Origin of the sequence: Mycolicibacterium flavescens (assembly GCF_001722335.1) — a bacterium.
In the GTDB taxonomy this organism is placed as follows: domain Bacteria; phylum Actinomycetota; class Actinomycetes; order Mycobacteriales; family Mycobacteriaceae; genus Mycobacterium; species Mycobacterium flavescens.
Map to the genome: position 1 here is coordinate 227,700 of NZ_MIHA01000009.1, position 15,976 is coordinate 243,675.

The 15,976-nt window shown below is 71.4% G+C and carries 14 protein-coding genes and 1 pseudogene; 10 read left to right on the forward strand and 5 right to left on the reverse strand.

Annotated features, from left to right (window positions below; translation table 11 throughout):
• Positions 1 to 51: 51 nt before the first annotated feature.
• On the forward strand, positions 52 to 765 hold the full coding sequence (locus BHQ18_RS14655) for a DUF899 domain-containing protein (RefSeq protein WP_069414336.1): 714 nt from the start codon (positions 52 to 54) through the stop codon (positions 763 to 765).
• A gap of 94 nt (positions 766 to 859) precedes the next feature.
• On the forward strand, positions 860 to 1,513 hold the full coding sequence (locus tag BHQ18_RS14660) for a hypothetical protein (RefSeq protein ID WP_069414337.1): 654 nt from the start codon (positions 860 to 862) through the stop codon (positions 1,511 to 1,513).
• 44 nt (positions 1,514 to 1,557) lie between these two features.
• On the opposite strand, the gene BHQ18_RS14665 is transcribed toward BHQ18_RS14660, so the two are convergent.
• Positions 1,558 to 2,133: a RodZ family helix-turn-helix domain-containing protein gene (locus BHQ18_RS14665; protein ID WP_069414338.1), complete on the reverse strand. Its 576-nt coding sequence runs from the start codon at positions 2,131 to 2,133 to the stop codon at positions 1,558 to 1,560.
• A 127-nt stretch (positions 2,134 to 2,260) separates the two neighbouring features.
• On the opposite strand from BHQ18_RS14665, the gene BHQ18_RS14670 reads away from it, so the two are divergent.
• Complete coding sequence (locus BHQ18_RS14670; RefSeq protein ID WP_234794178.1) at positions 2,261 to 3,178, forward strand: hypothetical protein; 918 nt, start codon at positions 2,261 to 2,263, stop codon at positions 3,176 to 3,178.
• A 10-nt stretch (positions 3,179 to 3,188) separates the two neighbouring features.
• Here the strand turns inward: BHQ18_RS14670 and BHQ18_RS14675 are convergent, their stop codons facing one another.
• Genes BHQ18_RS14675 through BHQ18_RS14685 form a run of 3 tightly spaced genes read right to left on the reverse strand, consistent with a single transcriptional unit; the run spans position 3,189 to position 5,204 of the window.
• On the reverse strand, positions 3,189 to 3,434 hold the full coding sequence (locus BHQ18_RS14675) for a hypothetical protein (protein WP_069414339.1): 246 nt from the start codon (positions 3,432 to 3,434) through the stop codon (positions 3,189 to 3,191).
• A gap of 24 nt (positions 3,435 to 3,458) precedes the next feature.
• Entirely contained in the window at positions 3,459 to 4,919 is a 1,461-nt protein-coding gene (locus tag BHQ18_RS14680; RefSeq protein ID WP_069414340.1) for a protein adenylyltransferase SelO, read from the reverse strand.
• 24 nt (positions 4,920 to 4,943) lie between these two features.
• A complete protein-coding gene (locus BHQ18_RS14685) occupies positions 4,944 to 5,204 on the reverse strand; it encodes an ANTAR domain-containing protein (protein WP_069414341.1) in 261 nt (86 codons plus the stop codon).
• Between the two features lie 229 nt (positions 5,205 to 5,433).
• On the opposite strand from BHQ18_RS14685, the gene BHQ18_RS14690 reads away from it, so the two are divergent.
• Together BHQ18_RS14690 and BHQ18_RS14695 are read left to right on the forward strand one after the other, a co-directional pair.
• Positions 5,434 to 6,327, forward strand: coding sequence for a mycobacterial-type methylenetetrahydrofolate reductase (locus BHQ18_RS14690; protein ID WP_069414342.1), 894 nt, complete (start codon positions 5,434 to 5,436; stop codon positions 6,325 to 6,327).
• Between the two features lie 57 nt (positions 6,328 to 6,384).
• The gene (locus BHQ18_RS14695) at positions 6,385 to 7,539 is read left to right on the forward strand and encodes an aromatic acid exporter family protein (protein WP_131815690.1); all 1,155 of its coding nucleotides are present in this window, start codon (positions 6,385 to 6,387) and stop codon (positions 7,537 to 7,539) included.
• On the opposite strand, the gene BHQ18_RS14700 is transcribed toward BHQ18_RS14695, so the two are convergent.
• Positions 7,514 to 8,287 carry an SDR family oxidoreductase gene (locus BHQ18_RS14700; RefSeq protein ID WP_069414344.1) on the reverse strand — a complete coding sequence of 258 codons (774 nt, stop codon included), beginning with the start codon at positions 8,285 to 8,287 and terminating at the stop codon, positions 7,514 to 7,516. The two genes, BHQ18_RS14695 and BHQ18_RS14700, sit on opposite strands and share 26 nt — an antisense overlap.
• A gap of 178 nt (positions 8,288 to 8,465) precedes the next feature.
• Here BHQ18_RS14700 and BHQ18_RS14705 point away from each other — a divergent pair.
• The 5 genes and pseudogenes from BHQ18_RS14705 to BHQ18_RS14725 all read left to right on the forward strand — a co-directional run.
• Positions 8,466 to 9,352: pseudogene (locus tag BHQ18_RS14705) on the forward strand (helix-turn-helix domain-containing protein).
• Between the two features lie 22 nt (positions 9,353 to 9,374).
• Entirely contained in the window at positions 9,375 to 13,283 is a 3,909-nt protein-coding gene (gene hrpA / locus BHQ18_RS14710; protein WP_069414345.1) for an ATP-dependent RNA helicase HrpA, read from the forward strand.
• A gap of 97 nt (positions 13,284 to 13,380) precedes the next feature.
• The gene (locus tag BHQ18_RS14715; protein WP_069414346.1) at positions 13,381 to 14,190 is read left to right on the forward strand and encodes a glutaminyl-peptide cyclotransferase; all 810 of its coding nucleotides are present in this window, start codon (positions 13,381 to 13,383) and stop codon (positions 14,188 to 14,190) included.
• A 38-nt stretch (positions 14,191 to 14,228) separates the two neighbouring features.
• The gene (locus BHQ18_RS14720; RefSeq protein WP_084294068.1) at positions 14,229 to 15,230 is read left to right on the forward strand and encodes a tocopherol cyclase family protein; all 1,002 of its coding nucleotides are present in this window, start codon (positions 14,229 to 14,231) and stop codon (positions 15,228 to 15,230) included.
• Between the two features lie 9 nt (positions 15,231 to 15,239).
• On the forward strand, positions 15,240 to 15,976 hold a 737-nt coding region (locus BHQ18_RS14725), incomplete at its 3' end, for an FAD-dependent oxidoreductase (protein ID WP_234794179.1).

Here is a 15,976-nt window from a genome sequence, read left to right on the forward strand (position 1 = left end):
GGGCTGAGCCGGTCTGAACCTGCAAGCGCACACACCCGCAGGAGGAGGACCATGTCCGTCACCACCGAACCCGCCGCCCTACCACCCGTCGTCGACCAACAGAGCTGGCGCGCGGCGCTCGACGAACTGCGCGTCCGCGAGAAGGCCGCCACCCGCGAACTCGACGCGATCGCCGCGCAGCGCCGACGGCTGCCGATGGTGCGGCTGCCCGACTACACGCTGATCGGCGAACACGGCCCGGTGCGGCTGGCCGACGTGTTCGAAGGCCGCTCGCAGCTGATCACCTACCACCACATGTGGACCGACGGCGCCGAGTGGCAGTGCGGCGGCTGCACCGGCTTCACCTCCCAGTTCACCCGCCTGGAGTTCCTCGACAACTACGACGCCCGCTTCGTCATCGTCACCAACGGCCCGATCGAGGAGGCGCTCGCCTACCGCACCAAGGTCGGCAACACGATGGACTGGTACTCGTCGTCGCAGAGCTCGTTCGGCGCCGACGTCGACGCCCCGCCCGGCGGGGGCTTCGCGGTCAACGTGTTCCTGAAAGCGCCGGGTCCGTCGGGAGAAGACGCCGTCTACCGCACCTGGCACACCAACGGCCGCGGCACCGAACAGCTCAGCCACTCGTTCGCGCTGATCGACCTGCTGCCGTGGGGCCGTCAGGAGCAGTGGCAGGACTCGCCAGCCGGGTGGCCCCAGCGACCGACCTACGAAGGTTGGCTGGACTCGCCCGACATCGCCCGGGCGTACGGCCCGCGCGACTGAGCCGGCCATTTTTGCGTCCAGGGCTGTGCGCACGCCGCGACCACAGCCCTGGCGGCAAAATTCAGCACAACCCGGGCGATGGCATCCTGGCTGCATGGGGCTGATCATCCGGCTGGTCGAGCTGCTGCTGCTGCTCGTCCCGCTCGCCGGTGTGCTGTACGGCGGGTGGCGCGCCGTCTCGGCGGTCCGCGCGCGCCAGGACGGCGTCCCGCAACGGCCGGAAACCGAAGCGCCGCCGCGGCCGGGCCCCGGGGTGCAGTGGCAGGCGATCGCCCGCGCGGTCAGGGCGCACGACAGCACCGACACCCGCTGGCTGGAGTACGAACTCGACATCGCCAAGCTGCTCGACTTCCCGCTGATGACCGACATGCGCGACCCGCTCACCGAGCGGTTCCACCGCACCAAGCTGCGCGCCGACATGCTGCGGCCGGCCAAGGCCGAAGCCCTGGTTGAGGACCCCGACGCGGCCCGCGAGTACATCGACGCGGTCACCGACTACGTCACCGCGTTCGACGCCGCGGAGAGCGAGGCGATCCGGCGGCGCCGCAACGACTTCAGCGCCGAGGAGCAGCAGCGGATCGGCCGCGCGCAGAGCATGCTGCGGGTCGCCACCGACGCTGCGGCCACCCCGCAGGAACGCGAACGCGGCTACACGCTGGCCCAGCGGGAACTCGACGGGCTGATCGTGCTGCCCGAACGCGTCCGGGCCGCCGTCGAACGCGGCATCGCCGGCGAACTCGACCGCTGACCCGCGCCACCGTTGCCGCCGCACCGATCTCGAGTTGCGGCCGGTCAACCTTCGCTGGAAACGGACTCGACCACGTCGTCGTCGAGCAGCACCTCAGGGTCGATCTCCTCGGCCCCCTCCTGGGGATCCTCGGGCCCGTCGGGCACCTCGGCATGCGCGACGGTGGGCACGCCGCCGAGCGCGGTGATCAGGCCCCGGACTTTCGCGGCCTCGTCCTCGGTGGGGATCTCACCGGCTTCGAGGTCGTCGATCAGGTCCGGGCGCAGACCCGCCCCGTTGGCGACCTCCTGCGCCGACAGCCGCGCGCTCACCCGCGCCGCGTACAGCTGCTGGCCGAGCCCGGCGCCTGGCGCCGCCGCGGCCCGCGCCATCAGCGTGTCGTAGCGGCGGCGCACATCGCTGAGCGCGACGATCACGCTGGCCGTCGAGCGGCTGCGGCCGGCCGCCTCGGTCAGCCCGCCGCGCAGCTTCCGCAGCCCGGACAGCACGATGTCGGCGCGCTGATGGAAGGTGTCGTCGTCGGGCGCAGGCAGCGCGTCGATCGCCGCGGTGTACATGTGCATCGCGGCCTCCGAGAGGCTGACGATGACGGACGATTCACCTTCGGGCGGGGCTTCCATCGGCTCTCGATTCTCTCGCAAGGCATTTCGTGGGTGCGGGTCGACGCGCGCACCGCATCGAGGTTAGCGTCATGCGAGGCCGGGTACATCGGCACGGGGTGTCGCGGGACGAAACGGGGAGGCCGACATGACCGAATCGGGATCACCCGCGCCGGACGACGAAAAGGCAAGCGCCACTGATGAATTGGTGGCACAACCGACGTCCGGCGCGGCACGCGCGCCGCGGGACCGTCAGCAAATCTACGCGTGGCTCGCCGGCTCGGCGGTGGCGATCCTGCTGCTGGGCTGGCTGATCCTGTTCAGCCCCGGCGAAAGCGGCTCGCGCGCACAGTGGTTCTTCGGCGCCGCGGTCTTCACGATGGTGCTGGTGACGCTGTGGCAGACCACCGTCGTCACACGTCAGGCCGCACGTAAGGCCGCCGAGGCGGACGAGCGGCTGCGCGCCGAACTGGCCGCCGCCGACGTCCGCGCCGCGCGTCAGCTGGCGATGATGCGGTCGCTGCACGAGACCGAGATGGAGGCGCAGCGCGAACTCTCACGCGCCGAACTCGAGGCGCACCGCAACGTGTCGCGCGCGGAGCTAAAGGCGCACCGCGAACTGGCCCGCACGGAGCGCGCGCAGCTGCTGGCCCAGCAGCAGAAGCTGGCCGTCGCCGAGGTGTCGCGCGCGGTCGGCACCCACACCCACCTGCTCGGCACGCTGTGGAACGAGGGCGCGCGGATCCTGACGCTGCCCGACCGCGACGAACGCGAAGCCGCCATGGGCCCGATCTTCGAGCAGATCGCGCAGGTGGTGAAGGACTTCGCGGTCGAGCTGGCCAACGCGCAGGTGCTGATCGCCGACGACCGGCTGCACCGGGCGCTGATCCGGATCAACGAGGCGGTGCTGACGGCGATGCAGGTCGCCGAGGACATCCACGTCGCGGTGGTCGACGGTCACGACCCCGACCCGAACGCGGTGCCCGCCGCGCAGCGGCTGCTCTACGAACGGGCGGCCGAAACCCGCCACCTGGCGTGGGAGCTGCTGCGGACCAGCCTGCAGTAGCGCGGCCCGCTCAGGTCACCGGCGGGTGCGGATACGGCGGCGGCGCCGCCACGCACAGCCCGGTGCTGGTGTCCAGCGCCTTACCGTCGACGCAGAACGACGCGCACCCGTAGACGACCCCGGTCTGCCCGGGCGGGCAGCAGCAGTTCCCCGGCTGGGCCGCGGCGATGACCGCCGGCAGCGGTGCGGTCGTCAGCGCCGCCGCGAAAAGCCCCGCGACCAGTGACCGTCGCAGTGTCGTGCGCACCGAAGTCATGCGCAGAAGTGTATGGGCCCGCGGTCACGTCCCACAGAAGGTTCGGTACTTCCCGAAGTCCTCGGGCGCCGGCTCGGCGTAGCGCTCGAACCCCGGCCGCTCGTCGTAGGGCGCGGTCACGGCCTCCAGCAGCCGGTGCAGCGGCTGCAGGTCACCGGCCGTCGCGGCGGTCAACGCCTCCTCGACCAGATGGTTGCGCGGAATGTAGACCGGGTTGGCGCGGTCCATCGCGTCGGCGTCCGGGTTGAGCCCGTGCCAGCGCGCCAGCCACGCGTCGAACGCGGCGAGGTCGAGGAACAGCCCCCGCGCCGGTTCGTCGTCCCCGCGCGCGCCGTGGCCCAGCGCCCGGAAGAACGACGTGAAATCCACGTGGCTCTGGTGCAACTGCGCGATCAGATCGTTCATCAGCGGCACCGCGACCTCGTCCGGGGTGTCGGCGGCCAGCCCCAGCTTGGCGCGCATCCCGTCGGCCAGCGCGTCCTGGAACCTGGCGGTGAAGCCGCCGAGGCTGCCCTCGGCGAGCGCGATCGCCTGCTGCTGGTCCTCGGCGAGCAGCGGCAGCAGCGACTCGGCGAGCCGGGCCAGGTTCCACACCGCGACCGACGGCTGGCTGCCGTAGGCGTAGCGGCCCCACGAGTCGATCGAGCTGAACACCGTCTCCGGGTCGTAGGCCTCCATGAACGCGCACGGGCCGTAGTCGATGGTCTCGCCGGAAATCGTCATGTTGTCGGTGTTCATCACCCCGTGCACGAACCCGACCAGCATCCACTTCGCGACCAGCTCGGCCTGCACGCCGACAACGGCCTCGAACAGCGCGAGGTACGGGTTGCCCGCCGACGCGGCGCCCGGGTGGTGCCGCGCGATCGCGTGGTCGGCCAGCCGGCGAAGCACGTCCACATCGGCGGAGTTGGCGGCGTACTGGAACGTCCCGACGCGCAGGTGGCTGCTCGCCACCCGGGCCAGCACCGCGCCGGGCAGCGGCGTCTCGCGCTGCACCTGCCGCCCGGTCGCGACCACCGCGAGCGAGCGGGTGGTCGGCACACCGAGCGCGTGCATGGCCTCACTGACGATGTATTCGCGCAGCATCGGCCCGACCGCGGCCAGCCCGTCGCCGCCGCGCGCGAACGGGGTGGCGCCCGAACCCTTCAGCGCCAGGTCGCGCAGCGTGCCGTCGGCCGCGGTGAGTTCGCCGAGCAGCAGCGCCCGGCCGTCGCCGAGACGCGGCACGTACCCGCCGAACTGGTGTCCGGCGTAGGCCTGCGCGACCGGTGTCGCACCCGCCGGGACCTGCGTGCCGAGCAGCAGCTGCACGCCGTCGGGCCCGCGTAGCCAGTCCGGGTCGAAGCCGAGGTCGCCGGCCAGTTCGTCGTTGAGCACGAGCAGCGTCGGCGCCGGCGCGGCTTCGGCCCGCCAGGACACCGCCAACTCGGGCAGCTCACGGGCGAAACGGTCACCGATCTCGACGGTGGTGGGTGCGGCATTCACCCCATCCACAGTACGAGCGGCCGGTCAGCCCCCGGTCCGAGCCGGTCCGGCCAACAGCGCACCCCATTGGGCGACGACGGCCGAGCGGGCCGCACCGTCCGCGGTCGGACTTCCGCTCGCCGCGGTGACCAGGGCATCGGCCAACGCGAACACCGGTACCCGGTGATGTTCGGCGGCCCAGATGATCTCGCGGAACGCTTCGTCACTGGTGCAGCGGCGGAGCGCGATGAGGACACCTTCGGCGGTGTCGAGGCCCTGTCGTCCGGTCGGTCGTAGGCATGTCATGGGATCCGTTGGTATCAACCGAAATCGAAAGGGAGGTGCCCGAACGCTGTGAGGTCGCTGGCATCGTCGCCGACACCTCGTCGCGCACAGCGATGTCCGAGTCCACGGCTTCGGTCTGTATGGTGAGGCTCCCGGGGGGGAGCAGCGCGGATTCGCAGGACTCGGGTCATCATGTACCCGTCGCGGATCGCCGCGCGGAAGAAGAAATCGTCGATTGAGGAGCCGCACGGTGACGCTGAACACCATCGCGCTCGAGCTCGTGCCGCCCAACGTTGAGCGCGGCCGCGAGCAGGCGCTGGAAGATGCGCAGAAGGTGCTGCGCTGTTCAGCCGATTCCGGTCTGACCGGCCGGATCCGGCACGTGATGATCCCCGGCATGATCGAAGAGGACGACGACCGGCCGATCGAGATGAAGCCGAAGATGGACGTCCTCGACTTCTGGAACATCATCCGGCCCGAACTCGGCGCGATGAACGGGCTGTGCACCCAGGTCACCGCGTTCCTCGACGAGGTCGCGCTGCGGCAGCGGCTCACCGAGCTCTCCAGCGCCGGGTTCGACGGCATCGCGTTCGTCGGGGTGCCCCGCACGATGAGCGACGGCGAAGGCTCCGGCGTGGCGCCGACCGACGCGTTGTCGCTCTACTCCGACCTGGTCCCCAACCGCGGCGCCATCCTGATCCCGACCCGCGACGGTGAGCAGGGCCGCTTCCGCTTCAAGTGCGACCAGGGCGCCACCTACGGGATGACGCAGCTGCTGTACTCCGATGCGATCGTCGGATACCTGCGCGACTTCGCGCAGTCGTGTGACCACCGGCCCGAGATCCTGCTGTCGTTCGGTTTCGTGCCGAAGATGGAGGCCAACGTCGGGCTGATCAACTGGCTCATCCAGGATCCCGGCAACGCCGCCGTCGCCGAGGAACAGGAATTCGTCAAACGGCTCGCAGGCACCGACCCGGTCGAGAAGCGCAAGCTGATGCTCGACCTGTACAAGCGGGTCATCGACGGCGTCGCCGACCTCGGCTTCCCGCTGAGCATCCATCTCGAAGCCACCTACGGGGTGTCCAACCCGGCGTTCGAGACGTTCGCCGAGATGCTGGACTACTGGGCGCCCGACACCCACTGAGGATTAGGTCCGGGCGAATCGGGAAGGCCGGATCAGGTGGCCGGCAATCTCGTCACCGTGGTGAGTCGATCCCTGAGCCGCTTGCGGATGGACCGCGAAGCGGTGCTCACCCTGGTCAAGTCCGTCATCGCCTGTACCATCGCCTGGGTCCTGGCGACCTGGGTGTTCGAGGCCCGCTACGCCACGTTCGCGGCGTTCTCCGCGCTGATGCTGATCGATCTGACCGTCGCCGACTCCGTGGCCAAGGCCGTCCGCTACACGGCGGCGATGCTGACCGGGGTCGCGCTGGTCGGCGGGGCGGTGTGGCTGTGGGGTGTGCCGCTGTGGCTGTTCCCGTCGATGCTGGTGGTGGCCCTGCTGATCGGGCGGTGGCACCGGCTCGGCAGCCAGGGCGTCAACGTCGCGGTCGCCGCGATCTTCGCCTACGGCACGTTCGCGCTGCCCGGTAGCGGCGAGCTGCAGGGCAGCCCGCTCCCGCAGATCGCGGGCATGGTGCTGCTGGGGGCGTCGGTCGCGCTGGCCGTGACGTTGCTGATCGCGCCGCCGCTGCGCTACCGCAGCGCCGACTACGCCGTCGACTCGCTGAGCGGGTCCCTGGCCGAGGTGCTGTCGGACATGGCCGACGGTCTCAGCGCCCCCGACACCCCGGACACCGACGCCGGCCGGGACTGGCGGTGGCGCGCCGACGAGCTGCCGGGCAGGGCCGCACAGGCCCGCCACACCGTCGACCACGCCGAACGCACCTCGCGGTTCAACCCGCGCCGGCTGCTCGTGCGCCGCCGGCCCGGTGTCGCCGGGCACCGCTGGACCATCCAGGCGCTCGAGCGGATCGCCGGACAGCTGCAACCGGTGGCCGTCGGGCTGGCCCGGGCGGTGGAAGTCAACGGTGGCCCGCGGGCGGGGCAGGACGAGTTCCTGCGCCGCTACGGCGTGCTGCTGGCCGCGGTGCGCGACGCGGTCGAGCGGCTGGGCGCCCTGCCCGACACCGAGTCGGCCGGCGAGCCCCTCGCCGAGGAGGCCCGGCGCTGCCGGGCCGCCCTCGACGAACTGACCGAGCACGTCGAAGGCCGCAGGCTGGACCGACCCGCGCAGTGGGGCATCTACGGCGCGCTGTACACCGACGCCGAACGCCTCTGCCAGGAGGTCGAATCCGCCCGCGACGACTTCGCTCATCCGGGGGCCGCGGTCAGGACGCCTGGCGGGTCGGCATGAGCGTCAGCTGCTGGACGTTCACCCGCGCCGGCTGGGACACCAGGAAGGTGACCGCCTCGGCGACATCAGCCGGTGCCAGCCAGTCGAACTGACTGCGGGCGCCGTTGAGCCACTCGTGCACACCGGCGTCGGTGACGTGGTCCTGCAGCTCGGTCGCCACCATCCCCGGCTCGATCGTCGAGACCCGAATGTCCTTGGCGCCCAGTTCGGCGCGCAGCGTGCGCGACATGTGGGTGACGAACGCCTTGGTCCCGGAGTAGACCGCGAAGTTCGGGAAGATGTTCTGCGCCGCGATCGACGACGTGTTGACCAGATCGGCGACACCCTTGTCGGCGGCCGACTTGATCAGCTGCGGAACGAACGCGCCGATCCCGTTCATCAACCCCGTGACGTTCAGGTCGATCTGCTGCTGCCACTGGTGGGCGGGCACACCGTCGACCGGGGCCGGCAGCATCACGCCGGCGTTGTTGAACAACACGTCGACCTGACCGAGTTCCTCGGCCACCCGATCGGCGGCGGCATGCACGGCGGCGGCGTCGGTCACGTCGACCCCCAGCGCGATAGCGGTGCCGCCGGCCCGCCGGATCTCGTCGACGAGCGCGTCGAGGCGGTCGGCCCGGCGGGCCAGCACCGCGACCTTCGCGCCGGCGGCGGCGAGCCGCCTGGCGGTGGCGGCGCCGATCCCGCTGGAGGCGCCGGTCACCACGGCGACGCGGCCGGCGAGCGGGAAAGTCTGGATCGATGTCATGCGGAATTCTCCTTCGTGATTTCGTCGCGACGGTGGTGCCGCGTACTCCAGACAACAGCGCGCCGCGGCCTCGTCAGCCGCCAAATCGAGCCCCGCTGCGCCTCGGTCCGGGCAACCTAGGTCTGGCAGGTCCACGTATGCGGCGCACGCGCGCGCGAATGGATCCACACTGAAAGAGATGGACCACAACGCCGAACTCAAGGAGTTCCTGCGCACCCGCCGAGCGAGGCTGCGCGTCGAGGACGTCGAGATCGGTGGCACCGGCCGGGTGCGACGGGTGCCGGGGTTGCGCCGCGAAGAGGTCGCCCAGCTGGCCGGGGTGAGCGTGGACTACTACAGCCGGCTCGAGCAGGGCAGGCATCTCAACGTCTCCGACGAGGTGCTCGACGCGGTCGCGCGGGCGCTGCGCCTGGACAGCGTCGAGCGGTCGTATCTGTTCCAGATCGCCCGCGCCACCAACCGCCGCGCGAAGCGGCGGGCACCCGCGCCGGTGCAGCGGGTGCGGCCGGGGGTGCGCCGGGTGCTGGAGACGCTCGACGACGTGGCACCGGCGTTCGTGTTCGGCAGGCGGATGGACATGCTGGCGGCGAACCGGTTGGCCCGTGCGCTGATGGGTGACTTCGACGCGTTGCCGCCGCGCGAGCGGAACCTGATGCGCTACACGTTCCTCGACGAGTCGTCGCGCGACGTGTTCCCGACTGGGAGGACGTGGCCCGCGACAACGTCGCGATCCTGCGCCTGGACGCCGGCAGGCATCCCGACGACCCGCTGCTGACCGAGCTCGTCGGTGAACTGGCCGTCAAGAGCGACGAGTTCCGCCGCTGGTGGGCCGACCACAACGTGCGCGAACGCACCCACGGCGTCAAGCGCTACCGCCACCCGCTGGTCGGCGAGGTGACGGTCAACTACGAGAGCGTCGCGGTGCTCGGCGACGAGGACCAGACGCTGTGCATCTACACCGTCGAGCCGGGCTCGCCGTCGGAGACCGCGCTGCGGCTGCTCGCGAACTGGACCGGCACCGCGGCGGACCCCGCCACCGAGGACGCTGACCTGCAGGCCCCGTGACCGGACGCCTATCCTGGCTCCGGTGTCCGATCCGTCCGTCGCCGAGCTGCGCAGCCGCCTCGACGATCTGACGATCCGCGACGCGGCCCGGTTCGGTAGGCGTCTCAAACAGCTGCGCGGCGCGGGCCCGGACGAGCTGGGCAAGCTCGCCGACCAGATCGCCGCGGCCCGAGCAGTGGTGGCGACCAGGACGGCCGCCGTCCCGCAGATCACCTACCCCGACCTGCCGGTCAGCGACCGTCGCGACGAGATCGCCGCGGCCGTCCGCGACCACCAGGTCGTCATCGTCGCCGGCGAGACCGGGTCGGGCAAGACCACCCAGCTGCCCAAGATCTGCCTCGAACTCGGCCGCGGCGTGCGCGGCACGATCGGCCACACCCAGCCGCGCCGGCTGGCCGCGCGCACCGTCGCCCAGCGCATCGCCGACGAACTGGGCAGCCCGCTGGGCGAGACCATCGGCTACACCGTGCGATTCACCGACCAGGTCAGCGACCGCACTCTGGTCAAGCTGATGACCGACGGGATCCTGCTGGCCGAGATCCAGCGGGACCGCCGGCTGCTGCGCTACGACACGCTGATCATCGACGAGGCCCACGAGCGCAGCCTCAACGTCGACTTCCTGCTCGGCTACCTGCGCGAGCTCCTGCCGCGACGGCCAGACCTCAAGGTGATCGTCACGTCGGCGACGATCGAGCCCGAGCGGTTCGCCCAGCACTTCGGGGGTGCGCCGATCGTCGAGGTGTCGGGCCGCACCTACCCCGTCGAGATCCGTTACCGCCCACTGGAAGTCGCCGTCGTCACCGATGAGGCCGACGATCCCGACGATCCCGACCATGACGTGGTGCGTACCGAAATGCGCGACCAGACCGAGGCGATCATCGACGCGATCGGCGAACTGGAGAACGAACCGCCCGGCGACGTGCTGGTCTTCCTGTCGGGAGAACGCGAGATCCGTGACACCGCCCAGGCGTTGAGCGGGCTCGTCGACGCCGGCACCGAGGTGCTGCCGCTCTACGCCCGGCTGCCGACCGCCGAACAGCAGCGGGTGTTCTCGCCCAGCCGGGCGCGACGGCGAATCGTGCTGGCCACCAACGTCGCCGAGACATCGCTGACGGTGCCCGGGATCCGCTACGTCGTCGACCCCGGCACCGCGCGCATCTCGCGCTACAGTCGCAGAACCAAGGTGCAGCGGCTGCCGATCGAGCCGATCTCGCAGGCCTCGGCCGCGCAGCGGGCCGGCCGGTCGGGCCGCACCGCGCCGGGCGTGTGCATCCGGTTGTACTCCGAAGAGGATTTCGCCGCGCGGCCCCGCTACACCGACCCCGAGATCCTGCGCACCAACCTGGCCGCGGTGATCCTGCAGATGGCCGCGCTCGGACTGGGCGACATCGAATCGTTTCCGTTCCTGGACCCGCCGGAGCGGCGCAGCATCCGCGACGGTGTGCAACTGCTGCAGGAGCTCGGCGCGTTCGACGCGCATGCGGCGATCACCGCGGTGGGACGACGGCTGGCCCAGCTGCCGGTCGACCCGCGGTTGGGCCGGATGATCCTGCAGGCCGACACCGAAGGCTGCGTGCGCGAGATCCTGGTGCTGGCCGCCGCGCTGTCGATCCCCGACCCGCGCGAGCGGCCCACCGACCGGGAGGAGGCCGCGCGGCAGCAGCACGCCCGGTTCGCCGACGAGCACTCCGACTTCATCTCCTATCTCAACCTCTGGCGGTACCTGCGTGAGCAGCGAGCCGAGCTGTCCGGCAACGCGTTTCGCCGGATGTGTCGCGACGAGTTTCTGCACTATCTGCGGATCCGGGAGTGGCAGGACCTCACCGGGCAGTTGCGCAGCATCGCCAAGGACCTGGGGATCCGGGAGTCCGGCCCGTCCGACGAGCCCGCCGACCCGGCCAGTGTGCACGCCGCGCTGCTGGCCGGGCTGCTGTCACACATCGGGTTGCGCGAGGGCGAGTCCCGCGAATTTCAGGGCGCGCGCAACTCGAAGTTCGTGCTGGCGCCCGGCTCGGTGCTGACCCGACGGCCGCCGCGCTGGGTGGTGGTCGCCGACCTCGTCGAAACCAGCCGGTTGTACGGGCGGACCGCGGCGCGGATCCAACCCGAGATGGTCGAGCGGATCGCGGGAGACCTGGTGCAGCGCACCTACAGCGAGCCGCACTGGGACGCGCAGCGCGGCGCGGTGATGGCCTTCGAGCGGGTCACGCTGTACGGGCTGCCGCTGGTGCCGCGCCGCCGCGTCGGATACGCGCAGGTCGACCCCGAGGTGTCGCGGGACCTGTTCATCCGGCACGCCCTGGTCGAGGGGGACTGGCAGACCCGCCACCACTTCTTCCGCGACAACGCCCGGCTGCGAACCGAACTCGAGGAGCTCGAGGAGAAGGCCCGCAGGCGTGATCTGCTCGTCGGCGACGAGGAGGTGTTCGCGTTCTACGACGCGCGGGTGCCCGCCGAGGTCGTCTCGGCCCGCCACTTCGACGCCTGGTGGAAGAAACAGCGGCACCGCACACCGGATCTGATGACGTTCACCCGCGACGATCTGCTGCGCACCGCCGACGGCGCCGACGGTCAACCCGACGCCTGGCAGGCCGGAGATCTGTCGCTGCCGCTGACCTACCGGTTCGAGCCCGGCGCCGAGGACGACGGCGTCACCGTGCACGTGCCGGTCGAGGTGCTGGCCCGCCTCGGCGGCGACGAGTTCGCCTGGCAGGTCCCGGCATTGCGCGAGGAACTGGTCACCGCGCTGATCAAGTCGCTGCCCAAGGATCTGCGCCGCAACTTCGTGCCCGCGCCCGACACCGCGCGGGCGGTGCTGGCCGCCATGACTCCCGGTGACGCGCCGCTGCTCGAGGGGCTCCAGCGCGAATTGCACCGGCGCACCGGGGTTCTGGTGCCGATCGACGCGTTCGATCTGGACAAGCTGCCGTCGCACCTGCGCGTCACGTTCGCCGTCCAGAACACCGACGGCACCGAGATCGCCCGCGGCAAGGACCTCGAGGCGCTGCAGCACGATCTCGCCGCCCCGGTGCGCCGCGCGGTCGCCGACGCGGTCGCCGGTGAACTGGACCGGACCGGGCTGCGCGGCTGGCCCGACGACCTCGACGCGCTGCCGCCGGCGGTGGAGCGGACCGTCGGCGGGCACACCGTCCGCGGGTACCCGGCGCTGGTGGACGTCGGCGCGACGGTCGACGTGCACGTGTTCCCGACGGTCGCCGAGCAGGCCGCCGCGATGGGCCCGGGCGTGCGGCGGCTGCTGCGGCTGTCGGTCCCGTCGCCGGTGAAAGCCGTTGAGCGGCAACTGCAGACGCGGGCACGGCTGCTGCTGGCCACCAACCCCGACGGATCGCTGCAGGCGCTGATCGAGGACTGCGCCGACGCCGCCACCGACGCGCTGGCCCCGAAACCCGTGTGGACCCGCGACGAATTCACCGCGCTGCGCGATCGCGTCGCCGCCGACCTGGTGCCCACCACCGCCGGGGTCGTCGCGCGGGTGGAGAAGGTTCTCGCCGCGGCCACCGACGTACAGGTCGCGCTGCCGGTGACCCCGCCGCCCGCGCAGACCGACGCGGTCGCCGACATCCGCGCGCAACTCGACAGGCTGCTGCCTACGGGCTTCGTCGCCGCCACCGGCGTCGCGCACCTGGCCGATCTGACCCGCTACCTGATCGCGATCGGCAGGCGCCTCGACCGTCTTGCGCACGGGCCGGCCGCCGACCGCGAGCGGATGGACCGGGTGCACGCGGTCGAGGACGCCTACGACGACCTGGTGCGGGCGTTGAGTCCGGCCCGCGCGGCGGCCGCCGACGTGCGCGACATCGCCCGCCAGATCGAGGAGTTGCGGGTCAGCCTGTGGGCCCAGCAACTGGGCACCCCGCGACCGGTCAGCGAACAACGGATCTACCGCGCGATCGACTCGGTCAAGCCCTGACCGCCGAATAGCGGACCCTCGCCCAGCTGCGCGCCGCGCTGTTGAGCTTTGGCGGTACCTGCGCACGCTCACAGCCCCATCCGGTAGGCATAGCGCTATGGACGCACCCCGCCGCGCGGCCGCCTGGCTCGGCGCCCTCGTCGCCCTCACCGCCGCGGCATGCGGCGGCTCACCGCCGCCGGCCGTCAGCGACACCAGCACGGCCGAGTCCCGGCCCGCGGTGATCAAACCCGAGGTGCTCGCCGAGATGCCGCACGACGCGACCGCCTGGACGCAGGGCCTGGAGTTCGACGGGCCGACGCTCTACGAGGGCACCGGCATCGCGGGCAAGTCGCAGATCCGCGAACTCGACCCGGCCACCGGCGCGGTCCGCCGATCGGCCCCGACGCCCAACGACTACTACGGCGAGGGCATCACCGTCGTCGACGACCGCATCTGGGAACTGACCTGGCGCGACGGCGTCGCGGTGGAGTGGGACAAGAACACGCTCACCCCGGTGCGCGAGGTCCCCGTCGACGGCGAGGGCTGGGGCCTGTGCCGCGACGACGACCGGCTGATCCGCAGCGACGGCACCGACCGGCTGCGGTTCCACGACCCCGCGACATTCGCCGAGACCGGCTCGGTCACCGTCACCCGAGACGGGCAGCCGCTGACCGAACTCAACGAGCTGGAATGCGTCGACGGCCAGGTCTGGGCGAACGTGTGGAAGACCGACATGCTCGTGCGGATCGACCCGGCGACCGGCAAGGTGAACACCGTCGTCGACGCCACCGGGCTGTGGCCCGGACAGGGCGGCAGCCGCGAACGGGTGCTCAACGGCATCGCCCACATCGACGGCGACGAGTACCTTCTGACCGGCAAGTACTGGCCGGCCATGTACCGGGTCCGGCTGCAACCGCCGGCGTGAGTGGTTTGCCCGCGCGCCGAACCGTCAACGTAGCGGGCATGACCGTTCTCGACGCCACCAGGGACGTCACCCGCCTCGTCGCCGGACCGTTCGCCGGCCTGTACCGCCGCACCGGCGCCGACCTGCCGTTCAGCGATCCGCTGACCTCGCACGGCACCGAGATGGAGGGCTGGTTCTGGCGGTTCACCGACGCCGCCTCGGGGCGCGCGGTCATCGCGCTGTTCAGCGTCAACAGGCACCCCGACGGTGACTGGGCGACCACCGCGGTCGCGGCCCATCCCGGCGGCCGGGTGTACAGCGCGGAGCTGCCCTCGGCCGGTGCCGGCGCGAACCCGTTCCGGCTCGACGCCGGTGACGGCCAGATCCACGCGACCTACGACCGGCTGCGCGTCGACCTGCCCGGCGTGCACGTCGACATGCGTTTCGACGCCCCGGTCCGCTGGCCCAAGGCGCTGGCCGGCGGCGGGATCGCATCGGCGGTGCCGTTCCTCAACCAGTACTGGCATCCGTACCGGTTGGGCGGATCGGCCAGCGGCACAGTCGAATCCGATGAGGGCCGCTGGGACTTCGACGGCGCGAAGCTCTACACCGAACGCAACTGGGGCGCGGGCTTCCCCGAGCGGTGGTGGTGGGGCCAGGCACACGACTTCGGTGACGACGACGTCTGCGTCGCGTTCTCGGGCGGTCTGCTCGCGCTCGGCCCGCTCAAGAGCGACGTGGGCGGTGTCGTCGTGCGGATCGGTAGGAAGGTGGTGCGCTTGACGCCGCCGACGGCCTGGATCCGCTCCGAGGTCGGCAACCGCACCTGGCGCATCCAGGCGGCGTCTTTGCGCTACCGCGTCGAGTTATTCGGCGACGGAACGCATCTCGAACCGCACATCCTGCCGGTGCCGCTGCCGGCCGAGCGGCGCAACATCGACACCGACTACGAGCATCTGGCCGGCCGGTTGCGCTGCCGGGTCACCGACTTCGGCCGGGTGATCTTCGACGGCGAATCCGAGATCGCGGGTCTGGAGGTCGGCAGCCGTCCCGGTGGCTAGGGTGGCCGGGTGCAAGACAGTGCGATCGGCGACCGGCCGAGGGTGGTCGTCGCCGGACTCGGTGACAGCGGGGTCCTGACCGCGCTGCGCCTGGCCCGGCACGCCGACGTGGTCGGCATCTCGGCCAAACCCGGACTGGTCAGCGGGCAGGAACTCGGGATCCGGCTCAGCAGACCCCAGGACTGGGCGCGCGACTACTGGCTGCCGTTCGACCGGCTGCGCGCCCTCGACGGTGTGCGCACCGTCCACGGCAGCCTGACCGGCGTCGACCTCGATGCGCGAAAAGTGTTGGTCAGCACCGACGATGAGGTCACCACATCCGAACCCTACGACGTGCTGGTGATCGCGACCGGGGTGAGCAACGGCTTCTGGCGCCGCCCCGCCCTGCAGACGGCCGACGAGGTGCGCGCCGATCTGCTGGACCGGCACCGAAGGCTCGCCGCGGCGCAGTCGATCGCCGTGCTCGGCGGCGGCGCGGCCGCGGTGAGCAGCGCGGCCAACCTCGCGCGGGTCTGGCCGGACAAGCAGATCTCGCTGTACTTTCCCGCCGACCGGGCACTCACCGGGCATCATCCGCGGGTGTGGCAGCGGATCAGCCGGACGCTGGCCGACGCCGGTGTGCGGTTGCATCCCGGCCACCGCGCGGTGCTGCCCGACGGTTTCGGTGGCGACGACATCACCGACGGGCCCGTGCATTTCAGCACCGGTCAGCCCGCCGCCACCGCCGATGCGGTGCTGTGGGCGAT